The sequence below is a fragment of the Methanobacterium paludis genome, from assembly GCF_000214725.1.
Lineage (GTDB): Archaea > Methanobacteriota > Methanobacteria > Methanobacteriales > Methanobacteriaceae > Methanobacterium_C > Methanobacterium_C paludis.
The window spans coordinates 2,257,544-2,271,307 of record NC_015574.1; the positions used below are offsets into that span (position 1 = coordinate 2,257,544).

Below are 13,764 nucleotides of genomic sequence, written 5' to 3' on the forward strand. Positions count from 1 at the left end.
TAAGATAAAAATTGAAACTATAAATATCGTTGATCATACAGAATCGATCAAGTTAATGAAGTTTTAATGAAAAAATTTCAACTACAAAAAGGGTGAATGAATTGGATGTACCCAACCTAACAGACCGTCAAGATCGTGACGATAAATTAAACATTGACCATAAGAATTTAAAATCCTCCCATAATCGGGAACAAAATTTTAAGCAGAGTGTTCCAAAGGTTCTTCTGGTTGGTTACAACGGTGCCAACAATACAGGATCTGAAGCTCGGCTCATCTCCATAATAAAGGATGTACGGGCTGTTTTAGGGCCAGACGTTTGTATAACCATTCCAACTCTCAATGAGAAAAATCTGCGCCGTTACATCAAGGAAGAAGCCAACCTTAAAATTGTGCCAATTCCATCAATTTTCTTCTTTGCACTTAAAAAGCTTGTAAAAGAGCATGATCTGGTTTTACTTGTTGAAGGAAGCTGTTACATGGACACCTGGACTTCAGCTCTTCTTTGGGCTTTTTTATGGACAACAAAATGTGCAAATTCATCTAAAATACCTTGTATTGCTTATTCAGTGGATGCTGGAGATTTATCTCCTTTAAATAAGTTCCTTGTTAAAAGGGAAGCAAGTAAAACCGATCTGATCATAACCCGAACCAAGTTAGCTGCAGATAAACTAAAAAATATAGGGGTCACCGCACCTATAAAAAATACAGCAGATAGCGCTTTTACCTTCCAAAAAGATGATAATGACGAAACCATCATTCAAGATATCTGGACAAAGGAATCTCTCCCCAAGCCAGAGAAGAGTGTTGTGGGATTTGCAGTGGTAGATTTTTACCTATGGCCTGTTGTTATAAGACCCTGGGGTAAAAGCAAAGACCGTTACAAGTGGCCGTACTACTTCTCCCGTTCAAAAAAGAGAGCTAAAAAAAGTGACGATCTATCTGCCAGGTGGGCTGCTTTAGCCGATAAAATAATAGAAAAACATGGAAAAAGTATTGCACTTATTTGTATGGAAGAACTGGATGAACCTCTTGCACTTAACATCATAGGTAAAATGCAGCACTCTGAAAATGCGCATATCTTTACTTCAAACGAGTTTAACACCTCTCAGATGACAGGAATACTGCAGGGCCTGGAATTATTGATTACATCTCGTTACCATGCAGCTGTTTTATCCCTTGAATCACCCGTACCGCAAATAGCAGTTGCACACGACCCCCGTCTAAAAGGACTTTACAATGAACTGGGAATTGATAAGGAATACCTTTTTGATTATAGACTTGAAAATGCAGGAAAAATAGTGTGGGATAAAGTCGAAAAACAGGCGGATGATCTTCTTGGAAATCCAAAAAAGATTAATAACAAGTTAAAACAGGGTTACAGCCAGCATTTAATGGGAGCAGAGAAAAATCGGCAGTTGTTAAAGGAATTTTTGATTGAAAGAGGATGGGAGGTGAGACCGTGAATAGCGTGGTTTTTCTCACAGGAGCCACTGGTTTTCTGGGAACACAGATAGTCCGCAGGTTGGTTAAAAAGGAAAATTGCCACATTATCGTTCTGGTAAGGGGCGAAGATGATGAAACAGCAAGAAGAAATCTTGCACGTGCCTGGTGGGAATGGCCCGAACTTTTGGAATTACTTGACGAACAAAGTGAAAATCTTGACATACAAGATAGAGTACCATATAAAGAACCGTACGAAGCACTAGATAAAGAACTGGATAAACTACCAAATAAAGCGTTAAATAAAATACACAGATTAAATGATAAGAAAGTCCAGTTCATGAGGGGAGACATTTCCAAGGAAATGCTCGGCCTTGAAAAGGAATCATACGAAGATTTGACACATAAAATCACCCACATAATTCATACAGCCGCGGATCTGCGGCTTAACGCCCCATTAGGAGAACTCAGGAAAATCAATGTTCAGGGAACTGTTAATGTCCTTAAATTGGGTGAGGATGCCAATCTTGACCATGGAATTCAACGTTTCTCCCATTTATCCACAGCTTACGTTGCCGGCGGACGGAAAGGTTTTGTAGATGAAGATTCACTTACAGATGAGTATGGATTTCAGAGTAACTACGAAAGAAGCAAGTTTGAAGGAGAAGTTGAGGTAGCTAAATCTAATCTGCCCATATCCATATTTAGACCGGGTATGGTAGTCGGTGATTCACAGACAGGTTATATAAAAACTTTTAACACAATATACGTCATTTTACGGCTTTACCTTAATGGAAAGCTGAGAATTATCCCTGTTTCTCCCTCTCTTAAAATTAATATGGTGCCTGTGGACTACGTTGCAGATGCTGTTAGCAATTTAACCTTTGATGCCAATGCAGAAGGCCAAAATTTCCATTTAACCGCACCCTATGATTCCCTTCCAACTGTTAAAGAACTTGTTGATTTCATCACCATATGGGCAAAGAATAATCTGGATTTTAAACTTCCAAAGCCTATTTTTTTACCTTTTTCATCTTTAATACCAGTGGTCTCAAGTTTGCAGAAGTTAACGGGTTCAAAGCATGGAATCATTAAAACAGTTACCACTCTCGCACCCTACTTCAACGAAGAAAGAACCTTTTCCCGGAAAAATATTGAAAAGCTAAAAGGACCTTATGAACTTCACTGGAGAAATTTTTTACCCAAAATCTTGGATTATGCAGTTTACATGGGTTTTTTCCATCGTTCCAATCGAACTGTTCACGAGCAAGTCTTGTTCCGACTTAAAAGTCAGAGCAGACCCGTTGATTATTACGATGTGGTGGACAGCAGATTTAACAGAAGATCTTCACTTGATGTCAGAAATGATATGATCAAAGCTGCAAGATCACTCAGTTTGATGGGAATAAGTCCTGGGGACAAAGTGGCAATGGTTGGGTTTAACAGCACTCGCTATCTGACGCTGGACGTTGCCATAGGATTATTGGGAGCTGTGAGTGTTCCATTATACTATACTAGCCCCTTAGAGGAAATTAAAGAAATTTTGAAGGATTGTGGAGCATCTGCATTTTTTATAGGTACTCCCAATATCCTGGAGAAATTGGGGCAATTTGAAGATGTGGAAAAAATTCCATTGATCTCATTTTGCAGGGAATCTATGGAACTCCCATCTAATGTTATGGGTTGGAAAGAATTTCTGGACCTTGGAGAAAATGAATCAGATGACTTCGTGCAATCTGTGGCTCCTGTGGATTTCAACAGCATTGCAACCATTCGTTACACCTCCGGAACCACTGGTAAGCCTTCAGGCGTTACCTTCACCCATGGAAATTTGAGGTGGATGGCTGAATTCATTGCTTCAATGCCCCCATGGATTGACAGAACCCATGAAGTTTCTTATCTATCATTTTTACCCATGAACCATGTTGTAGAAGGTATTTTAGGAACTTATGCTCCTTATTATGCTCCAGCACCATTGAAACTTTATTTCCTTGAAGACTTCCATGATCTGCAGACCACACTCCCCAAGGTAAGACCTACCATATTTTTCTCGGTACCCAGATTCTATGAGAAGGTTTGGTCCCATATAATGCAAAGTAAGTTGGGACAGGTATATGTAGATACAAAGGTAGGCTTTAAAAAAGATATACTTCAAAGAATATTGAAAAGAGTCATCCTTAAAAATGCAGGTCTTGATGCATGTGCCCATTTAATTGTTGGTTCTGCGCCGGTAAGTGAAGATCTCCTCATGTGTTACAAAGAGTTAGGTATTGAAGTTCACAATGCCTACGGCCTAACTGAAGCACCACTTGTTACCATAAACCGTTTGGGAGCCAATAGAATAGGAACTGTGGGTGAACCACTCCCCTGTACAGATGTTAAAATAAAAAGTGACGGCGAGGCAATTGTACGTGGGCCTCAGGTAACAAAGGGTTACTTCAATGATAAATCCCGTAACGATCTTTTATTTAAAGATGGCTGGCTTCTTACAGGTGATTACGGTTATCTAACTCCTGAAGGAAGTCTTATGATAACAGGACGTAAAAAAGAACTGATAGTCAACTCTTACGGGAAAAGTATCAGTCCATTGAAGATTGAATCAATGTTAAAGGATATAGACTGTGTATCTGAGGCCATGGTGTTTGGAGATGACAAACCATACTGTATTTCGTTGATATGGGTAGATGAAGATGTAAAATTAGAGCACATTGATAGAGCCATAAAAAAAATGAATTCTAAGCTTTCTCATCCAGAAAAGATAAAACGGTGGGCAGTTTTAAAAAACGATCTATCCATAGAAAGCGGTGATTTGACAGCAAACCTCAAACTTAAAAGAAAAAACATTATTAAACACTACCAAAATCTTATAAAATTTATGTACACAAATTGGGATTTTGATAAATATTCGGGTGAATGCGCTCCAGAAGGGGAATACCTTAAAAAACATAGTAGGAGTAAGGAAAAAATCCCCGAAAACATCTTGAAACTAGGCACCATACATTTAGGAAGTGCAAGGAACTACCATGAGCATTAAACTAAAAATATTATCCATCTGGGTTCCACAATGTCTGTTGGTTAATGAACTGGACAGAGTTGCAGAGGTAACAAACGAATGTCTGGATAAACTACTGGAAGAGTACTCCCCAGAATCATTGAATCTTTTGGAAGACTTAATTATGGAGGGAAATCTTGAGCAGAGGAGAGTTTTAATGGCTGAAGGTCACAATGCTCGTGTAAATGCACTTATTGAAGTCCTTGGATATGAAAAAGCCATGGAACTTGGCAGAACTGCACTGTTCAAAGCAGGCTACACGCTGGGATTAGAAGCACGTAGACGTCTTGGTGTAAGTGAAAACATTCCGGACACTATTAAAGCTGCACAGATACTGTACAAAGTACTTGGAATAGAATTCAAAGTCGAAAAGCTAGAAAAAGATATGGTTTTAAGGGTAAAAAGATGCTCACTTGCCACCTCATACTCGCCTGAAACTTGTAGAATGATGAGTGCTGCAGATGAAGGTGTTGTTCATGGTTTAAATGAAAATATAAACATGTTATTCAAAAAAAGGATAACAGAAGGTGCAAAGGAATGTACAGCATGTATAAAATCTAAAATTGATTATGAACTAAAATTATCTAAATTTGATTGAAACTAACTGAAACTAATTTAAACTAGCTAAAACTAATTAAGATTATTAATTTGAACTTTATTTAATAACTTTAATAAGTTTAATTGAGTTATAACGAGGAAAAAAGCTATGAAAGCAATAGTTGTAGGATCGGGTGCAGGAGGAGGAGCAGCTGCACGTGAATTAGCCATGAATGGATTCGATGTCACTATACTTGAAGCAGGAAAAGCATTCAAACCCTTCACCAGGCGTTTGACAATGACCGAACCCATCAGAAAGGCGGGTCTTCTTGGAAGCGAAAAAACCATCAGCCGTATATTTCCTTATATGGATGTAATGCGTTCTGAACGGGATCTGGTACTTGTGAGAGGCATTGGTACAGGCGGCTGCACCACTTTATCCTGCGGTAATATGGTACGAGCTGATCATGGGTTAAAAGAGATAGGGCTCGATCTTACACCGGAATTTGAAGAGCTTGAAAAGATCATAGGTGTGCAACCATTTCCAAAGAAAAGATGGAGGCCTTTAACCAGAACTATGTTTGAATCCGCCAAAGATTTAGGTTTAAACCCACATCCAACTCCAAAAGCTGTTGAAGCCCGTTTGTGTACTTCTTGCGGACTTTGTGAAATGGGATGTTCAACTGGGGCACGCTGGGACTCAAGGCGGTTTTTAGACGATGCCCTGAAAATGGGCGCCCTGCTCCGCACATCGTCCCCTGTGCAAAGGATTGTAATTGAAAATGGACATGTAAAAGGTGTTGTTATTAGATCTGGTCGTTCAACTGAGACTATTGAAGGAGATGTGGTTGTGCTGGCTGCTGGGGGAATTGGAACAGCCCAGATATTGAAAAACTCAGTTTTACCTGCAGAGGACCATCTCTGGGTTGATATTGTTCTTACACTTGGAGGAGTTTCTAAAGGGGCTAAACAACTTAAAGAACCTCCTATGGTATGGTACACAGAACACGACGACTACATATTATCCCCCTACCTTGACGTACTGTCGCACTGGTTCCACAAACCATGGAGAAATGTGCCATTAAACGATCGGGTTGGTATAATGGTAAAAATGGCAGATATGGAGGAAGGTACTGTTTCTAAAGATGGATCTGTGCATAAGAATATTTCTTTGCAGGACAGAAACAAAATCGACACGGCAGTTTCCCATGCAAAGGAAATAATGGAATCATCAGGTGTTTCAGGTCCATTTGTAAAGGGAATGTACAACGGAGGCCATCTTGGTGGGACAGTTCCCCTGAAAAAAGAGGATGTACCTTCAATGAAACCTTCATGGCTGCCGGAGGGATTGTGGGTCGCTGACCTCTCACTTGCTCCTCGGTCACAGGGTCTCCCAACCATATTGCTGGCTTCGGCCATGGCTTTAAGGGTGGCAAGGAAAGTTATACAGGATTAATCCGTATGGATGGTCTCTGATATGACAAAAACATTATTGGTAACAAAAGATATTCCGGATTAAGTGGACAACATAGAAAAAAAGATACACAATGTATGCACAAAGGAGATGTCAAATGAAAATATTAGCAATAATTGGAAGCCCCAAGGGTAAAGGTAACAGCTACAAAGTTACAAAAGAAGTTGAGGAAAAAATGAATGGCATGGAAGATGTAACTTTTGAATATCTTTTCCTCAAAGACGTTGATCTACAAATGTGCCGTGGCTGCTTTTCATGCGTCATTAAGGGGGAAAATTTCTGCCCTATTAAAGATGACAGGGCCGAAATTGAGGATAAAATGCTTAAATCAGACGGTATCATATTCGTAACACCGTGCTACTGCCAGAACGTATCAGCACTCATGAAAAACTTTATAGACCGTTTGTCCTATGTATTCCACAGGCCGCGCTTTTTCAACCAGAAAGCCATGGTTTTGGCCACAACAGGAGGTGCAGGGTTAAAAGAAACTTTAGACTATCTATCCAAGCTTGAAGTTTGGGGATTTGGGCCCGTAATTACGCTTGGTGCCATTTATCCACCATGGCCCGCATCTGAAGGTCTTAAAATTAAAAATAATAAAAAAATAGTTGGATCTGTAGAAGAGTTCTACAAAAAACTTAAGGGACAAAAACATCCTTCTCCGGGATTTAACCAATACATGCACTTCCGTTTCATGAAAATGACCTCAGACATGAAAGAATATTTACCTGCAGATAACGAGTTTTATAAAGATAAAAATGAGTTTTTTTATCCAGTTAAAATTAATCCTTTCAAGAAAGGGCTTGCATCACTCATGATAAAAATTGCCATGTTCATGATGAGAGATATGGGCCCTGAGGAGGTTAAATAAGATTTAATCTTTTGATATTCTTTTGATACTCTTTAAATTATTTAAAAAATAATTTAAAAAATAATAATTTCCACCAGTCATAAAAAAGAATTAAAGGATTTTATGAGATTATAGATAAATTTTTTTAAAAAATAGATTAATAAAAAAATAAAATAGGTTATTTTTCTAAAGGTGTAACCATGAACGACAATAAAACAAGATTTCTTATTCTGAAATACCTCAAGAAGATTCATGATGAAGATCCCTCCCTTGGTGCAAACAGAGCTATGATACTCCAAGAATATCAAATTCCAGATAAAGAACTGGGAAAAAACATGGAATATCTTAAAAATGCAAAATTAATCGATATAGAGCAACACCTTGGTGGTAACTTCATTGCAAATATTAAAGATAAAGGAATCGACTTTCTCACTCAAATGGAACAAAATATTCATGATCAAAAAATGGAAAAGGTTGATAAAGGTGAAGAGGGCGTAATTCCTAATCTAATTACAGAAACAAAATACTACGTTGATTCAAAGTTAGAATTGATCGATCCTGAGATATTAACACGTTTAAATTTTATTTATGAAGATTTGATGGCTCAAAATCATGAGTATGGTTTTGCAAGAGTTGCTTATGACTGTAAAGATGTGCTTCTTGAGTTTTTAAATGCAGTACTTGCTGAGGATTCGGAAAAAAGCACTGAAAAACTCCCCAAAGATGATCAGACAAGAATTAAGTTAGATTATACTTTAAAAAAATGTGTTGAAGATGAAACACGTAGCCTGCTCTTATCAGAGAGATTTAATTACATAATAAGCTATTTTAATGCATTAACGGAGTTTATGCAGAAAGGTGGGAAACGGGAGATGGCTTTAACTCTAGAAGATGCAAAGTCCTGTCTATTTTACACATACTTCTTCATGCGAGACATATTAAAATTGATGAACTATTAAAACTGATGAAGCCCGTAAAAAATTAAGTAAAAATAAATGGTAAAATAAATTTCAGTTTCAGACATTTTAAACATATTAGGAAGTTACAAATTTTAAAAAAAAGTCTAAAAAAGAATTTGTAAAAAAGAATTTAGTTTTTAAAAATAATTTAAAATAATTAATAAAAGATTAGGATTTATCCACGATCTGGGCATCGAGTTTGGCCTTGGCTCTTTTGAATGCCGTGAGAAATGTTTCTTCCTCCTTTAGGGGTGTTATCTCAAGGCCTAATTTACGATGTTCTTCGATCCAGTCCACTGAAAATATAGGGATATCAATTTTTATGGGTTCTTCAGTTGGGTTTACAACGATTATGTTCCTGTAGGGGAATTCTGTTTCAACTATGTAACCTCCAACACTTATGATGTGCTGTGGTCTTACAACGAACTTCATTTAATCACCAGATGAGTTTGTTTTTGAATCATCATTAACGAATCTTTTTTTTTAATTTTTGATCTAATTTTAAATTATAGGTTTGAGCTAGTTTACATGGACTGATTTTCCTTTAAGATACCGTTACTTTAAGATCACTAAGATCACCCAAAAAATGGAAAACCAGTCTAGGTTTCTAGAGGAAAGTTACAACCAGTGCAGCAACTCCCAGGATTGAAGAACCTACAACCACAGGATAGAACTGTCTGTAGGTGAATATTGGCGAAAATGCACTTACACTTGCCATCAATATCGGGAATATAAGTACAACAGCCAGACTTACGATCGAGTGCCAGTCCATGAGGTTTGGTGGTATGCCTAAAAACAGGGTTGTAAATAGGGTTGCAAGAACAACCATCAGGAAACCCCTGCTTATATAAACATATGCACGGGATTTAGACGCATATTCTAGTAAAGGTCCTTCTATAACATCTGCTTTAGCTTTGAGTATTGAGAATGGGTACTCGTTGAGGAGTATCATGTAACCTACGAAGAACACCGCCGCCCCAATTATACCTGCTAAACTAAAAAGCACAGGTCCGTGAATCTGTTGGTATGCAACTATGTCACTCATGTACAGGCTTTTAGTCATTAAAACCGGTACAAAAATTGCTATGTATAATGGGAAAGAACCGAATGCTATAAGACGAAATGCCCTCTTGGTACTGAGTTCCTCCAGGTATGACCTCTGTGTTTCCGGATGTTTGGCTCCCTTAACAATGTCAGGAAATGCCATTCTAAGTGATAGAACTGATTTTGATAGTGAGCCCATGAACATGTATATGACTTCTTCTATCTTTAAAAGTCCAATTATTCCAATTATACTTGCAAAAGCGGCAAAAGAGTACATCTGGGGCATCATAAAGAGTAATATGAACACTACAGATAAAATACTTATAATTGGCAGTGCGTTGTACAGTCTGGGCATTTCAGTGTTTGGGGTTATAGTTTCCTTGAAGAAGAATTTGATTGGAGCCATGAAACCTGGGCTTGATAGGGGCGGACCTATCCTCTGCTGGATCCTTGCTTGTACGAACTTCCTTTCCAATCCTGGAAGCCATAAACCGACGAAAAACGCCACTATAAATGTTCCGATTACAGCGATTATTGAGTTTATAACTGTCATCTGCACTTCTCTCCTACTATTTGTCCATCCTGATTATTTTTATTGCACGGTCTGTGCATGTGAAGCATGGGTCGCACTGAACAATTGAAAGCTGGGCATCTGTTACATGCTGGCCTACGCAGGCGTACTGCATTGCACCAATGTTTGTAATTGAAGGAGTTCTTATGATGGAATGTCTGACCCTTCCGTCCTCAAGAGCATAGGAATGGTAAAGTGTACCCCTTGGCACCTCAATGTAACTTTTGGTAATGGGTGTATCCTGCATCTCCCAGCTCCTGTTGGTTATCTTACCCTCGGGTAAGTTTGAAATTGCCTGTCTTATTATTTTAATAGACTCCAAAACCTCAAATACACGAACGAGAAGGTTTGATTTAACATCCCCATCGTCCTGAGTTATAACATCAAATTCATAGGGGTCGTAGATAGCCATATCACGGCGCAAGTCCTTTTCAACGCCTGTTGCACGTAGAGTTGGGCCGCTGGTACCAAGTTTAATGGCATCTTTTTGAGATAAAACTCCAACACCAGTTATACGGGACATTATCATTGGATCTGACACGAACCTGTCTGCAAAAGCTGTTATTTTTTCTTCAACTACATCCATACCCATTTTGATCTTCTGTATCCTCATATCATCCAGTTCACAGCGCGGCCTGATACCACCTATGATCGGTGCACCGTACTGAACCCTGTTACCCCCGATCATTCCCAGAAGTTCCATAACAGTTTCTCTGATATAAAACATCCTCATGGAAAATGTTTCATGGCCTAATACCTCGCATCCGTGGGCTAAATACAACATGTGGCTGTGCAGACGTTCGAGTTCTTCCATTATTATTCGGATGGACTGTGCACGATCCGGTACCTCAATCCCAAGAGCTTTTTCAGTTACCATGCATGAGTTCCAGATGTGGCTGTTGGAACAAATTCCACATATCTTCTCTGTGAGACTGTTTGCCTTTTCAACAGGAAGACCTTCCATTATTCTTTCAACACCCCTATGGTTAACTCCTACTGTTATTTCAGCATCTTTTACTATTTCATCTTCAACAAATAATCGCACCCTGTAGGGTTCTAGTGCTGCGGGGTGCACTGTTCCCATTGAGATCTCTGTCTCTATTACATTCCTATCGACCTTTTTATCGGTTCCCTGATTATCCATAAAACTACACCTTTTTAAGCACATTTTTTGGCATTATAGCCGTTATGCCCCTGTATTTATTAATATTAATTTTAATTTTAATCATTTAGCATCAAGTAATTTCGGTAGAGCTGCAACTACTCCAGATAATATATCCTCAGGTCTCACCGCACATCCTGGTACCTTTGCATCAACGGGTATTATATTATCAACAGGACCCATGATCTCTTCTGAGGGTATATCTCCGTGGATATTTTTGTATACTCCACCCATAAGTGCACATGCACCTGCAGCCACAACAGCTTTAGGTTCGGGAATGGCTTTGTATATTTCCCTTAGAGGTTGCTCATTAAGTTTTGTTACCGGGCCTGTAACCACCAGCACGTCAGCTTCCCTTGGATTCCAAGTTAAGAAGACTTTATACTGCTCTGCATCGTATTTTGGTGAAAGTATGCAGTTCACGATCTCTATATCGCAGCCGTTACATCCTCCTGTGTACACAAGCATTACATGCACGGCTCTTGCCCTAGAATATGATTTTAAGCTCATATCATCCCTCTTTAAGGTTATTTGTGATTTTTAATGGTTTAGTTTTTAATTTTATTTATTGAGTTAAATTTTTGTGGTGACTCAATTAGTTTAATCAATAAATTTGATCTTTAATCAGATAATCTCTTTAATCCTTCCTCTTCTTTATTATAGTTGAATCCGAAAGGAACTGGGCTATAAATGCAATTTTATCGTCTGATATTTTAACCGGCTTTTCAAGGAGCTTTGATATATCTGATTCCACCACACCAACATCATTTGGGTGTATGGTTCCTGCCTCTCCAAATAGGGCGTATAATGGGCAGAAATCGTGGCAGTTGTAACAGTGAACACATTTTAATTCGTCAATTTCAGGTATCTGCCTTTTTACGAGACCTTCCATTAGTTCAACTGGTTCTTCAATGGGTATCATAGAAATTGCATCGGTTGGGCATGCATTGCAGCATCCCCCACATCCTATGCACGGTACCTCGGCCACTTTATCCGTTGGAACTATTTTACCTTCAAGGATTTTATTTCGTAACTCCATATCCGTAACACGGTCCGATGCAAAAAGAATCCTTTTTATATTGCTGTATGCTCCCTCCAGGAATATTATGATTAAATTTTTCATTGTGATACCTCAAACTCCCTTTCAAATAGTATAGCCCTTGCAGGACATGCATTGGAACATGCACCGCAGTAGGTGCATTTAGAATCATCTACGACTATTTTACCATCTTCTGTCTCTTTTATGGCATTTTCTGGGCATATTTTAGTACAGAGCTTGCAGTTCATGCACAGCTTGTCCTCAACCAGTGTGAAACCGTCTTTTATGGACTTTTTGTACATTGTGGTTTTTGGAATAGCATCTGCCGGGCAATGAATGGCACATTTCTCACAGAGTATACATTTTTCCGTATCAACCTCAATTGAACCTTTTTTAAGAGTTATGGCATCTTTTGGACACACTTCCGCACACACACCACAGGATATGCAGTCTTCTGATACTTCACCAGTCCATGCGACGTTCTGGAAGCTTCTGGCCTCATTGACATCACAAGCTTTAACACATCTGCCACATGATACACAGAAACCTTTTATTTTACGTTCTGGCTCATCTGCAAGTCTGATTGTTCCTACAGGACATACATCAAGGCAGTCCATTGTGCTGCATTCCTCGCAGAGGGTTGGGTCGTAGCGCAGTTTTCCATCAACCATTTTTAAAGCACCATGAGTGCATGCCTCAGCACATAAGCCACAGTTCAGACAGGAAACAATTTTACCTTCTATCTCTTCATCTGGTTCCGGCTTCCTGATTTTAACTTCAAAGTCATCGATGTAGATCGCCTTGTTAGGGCATTCTTTTACACATTTAAGGCATAATGTGCATTTTTCAGGGTCTATGGTCGTGTCTGTTATCGCACCTGCAGGACAGACATCCTCACACACACCACACTGTGTACATTTACCTTCAAGGTTAACATCAACCATTATGGCATCTGTTGGGCAGTAGTACTGGCACCTTCCACAGAGAGTACATTTTTCAGGGTCTGTGACCACGTTTGTCCTTTGAGCTTTCTCTTCTTCCTTGTGGACCTTAACTGTTGGTTGAACTGTTAAGTTTAGGGATTCAAGGAACTTGAGCTGTCTGTCCTCTATGACATCATAAGCATCGATCCTTGCTTTAATTGGACAGGCGTCCACGCATATTCCGCATCTTGCACATATTCCCTTTACAACTCCGTCCTCTATGTGTATACTGTTTACGGGACAGGTCATTTCGCAGACTCCACATGCATTGCACCTTGCCCTGTCAACCACGTATCCACCATATCTGTTCTTGAATATGGCTCTGTTCGGACAGGCTTCTGCGCATGCTCCACATGTGATGCAGCTGAATGCTTTGCCTTCTATGAGTCTTATTGCGCCTGTTGGACATTCTTTAATGCATTCTCCAAGGCCTTCACATTTTTTAGTTGATAAGAACATGATCCTTCTACTCCATTTCATTTAGATGATGGTATGAGACTTCAAATTAGATTTAAAATCCTATTTTTTTTAATTTCCTTGAGATCTTATCCCAATTTCGTTCTCGAATTATTATTTTTAAGTTTATTTCCTTCCTATTATTATTTGTTCAAAAATTTTTTAGAAAAATTTATAAATTATAATTTTTTTTAATC

The 13,764-nt window shown here is 38.8% G+C and carries 12 protein-coding genes; 6 read left to right on the forward strand and 6 right to left on the reverse strand.

Translation table 11 applies throughout. The features are described 5' to 3' along the window. The first annotated feature begins 92 nt into the window (after positions 1-92). From MSWAN_RS10725 to MSWAN_RS10750, 6 genes are all read left to right on the forward strand, one after another. Entirely contained in the window at positions 93-1,463 is a 1,371-nt protein-coding gene (locus MSWAN_RS10725) for a polysaccharide pyruvyl transferase family protein (RefSeq protein ID WP_394295790.1), read from the forward strand. Beyond that, positions 1,460-4,474, forward strand: coding sequence for an SDR family oxidoreductase (locus MSWAN_RS10730; RefSeq protein WP_013826673.1), 3,015 nt, complete (start codon positions 1,460-1,462; stop codon positions 4,472-4,474). Before MSWAN_RS10725 ends, MSWAN_RS10730 begins: the two co-directional genes overlap by 4 nt. Next, on the forward strand, positions 4,464-5,090 hold the full coding sequence (locus MSWAN_RS10735) for an L-2-amino-thiazoline-4-carboxylic acid hydrolase (protein ID WP_013826674.1): 627 nt from the start codon (positions 4,464-4,466) through the stop codon (positions 5,088-5,090). Before MSWAN_RS10730 ends, MSWAN_RS10735 begins: the two co-directional genes overlap by 11 nt. A 108-nt stretch (positions 5,091-5,198) precedes the next feature. Further along, the gene (locus MSWAN_RS10740; RefSeq protein ID WP_013826675.1) at positions 5,199-6,485 is read left to right on the forward strand and encodes a GMC family oxidoreductase N-terminal domain-containing protein; all 1,287 of its coding nucleotides are present in this window, start codon (positions 5,199-5,201) and stop codon (positions 6,483-6,485) included. Between the two features lie 115 nt (positions 6,486-6,600). Next, positions 6,601-7,374: a flavodoxin family protein gene (locus tag MSWAN_RS10745; protein ID WP_013826676.1), complete on the forward strand. Its 774-nt coding sequence runs from the start codon at positions 6,601-6,603 to the stop codon at positions 7,372-7,374. A 179-nt stretch (positions 7,375-7,553) separates the two neighbouring features. Next, positions 7,554-8,312, forward strand: coding sequence for a hypothetical protein (locus tag MSWAN_RS10750; protein ID WP_013826677.1), 759 nt, complete (start codon positions 7,554-7,556; stop codon positions 8,310-8,312). 168 nt (positions 8,313-8,480) lie between these two features. On the opposite strand, the gene ehbP is transcribed toward MSWAN_RS10750, so the two are convergent. The 6 genes from ehbP to MSWAN_RS10780 all read right to left on the reverse strand — a co-directional run bounded on the left by ehbP (position 8,481) and on the right by MSWAN_RS10780 (position 13,570). After that, complete coding sequence (gene ehbP, locus MSWAN_RS10755) at positions 8,481-8,744, reverse strand: energy-converting hydrogenase B subunit EhbP (protein ID WP_013826678.1); 264 nt, start codon at positions 8,742-8,744, stop codon at positions 8,481-8,483. Between the two features lie 175 nt (positions 8,745-8,919). Then, positions 8,920-9,909 carry a respiratory chain complex I subunit 1 family protein gene (locus MSWAN_RS10760; protein ID WP_013826679.1) on the reverse strand — a complete coding sequence of 330 codons (990 nt, stop codon included), beginning with the start codon at positions 9,907-9,909 and terminating at the stop codon, positions 8,920-8,922. 16 nt (positions 9,910-9,925) lie between these two features. Beyond that, entirely contained in the window at positions 9,926-11,071 is a 1,146-nt protein-coding gene (locus tag MSWAN_RS10765; protein ID WP_013826680.1) for a hydrogenase large subunit, read from the reverse strand. A gap of 81 nt (positions 11,072-11,152) precedes the next feature. Further along, positions 11,153-11,599 (reverse strand): NADH-quinone oxidoreductase subunit B family protein, encoded by a 447-nt coding sequence (locus MSWAN_RS10770; RefSeq protein WP_013826681.1) that lies wholly within the window; start codon positions 11,597-11,599, stop codon positions 11,153-11,155. 127 nt (positions 11,600-11,726) lie between these two features. Next, positions 11,727-12,212, reverse strand: a complete 486-nt coding sequence (locus MSWAN_RS10775; RefSeq protein ID WP_013826682.1) for a 4Fe-4S dicluster domain-containing protein — start codon at positions 12,210-12,212, stop codon at positions 11,727-11,729. Then, positions 12,209-13,570, reverse strand: a complete 1,362-nt coding sequence (locus MSWAN_RS10780) for a 4Fe-4S binding protein (RefSeq protein ID WP_013826683.1) — start codon at positions 13,568-13,570, stop codon at positions 12,209-12,211. The genes MSWAN_RS10775 and MSWAN_RS10780 overlap by 4 nt, the downstream gene beginning before the upstream one ends. Positions 13,571-13,764: the final 194 nt, after the last annotated feature.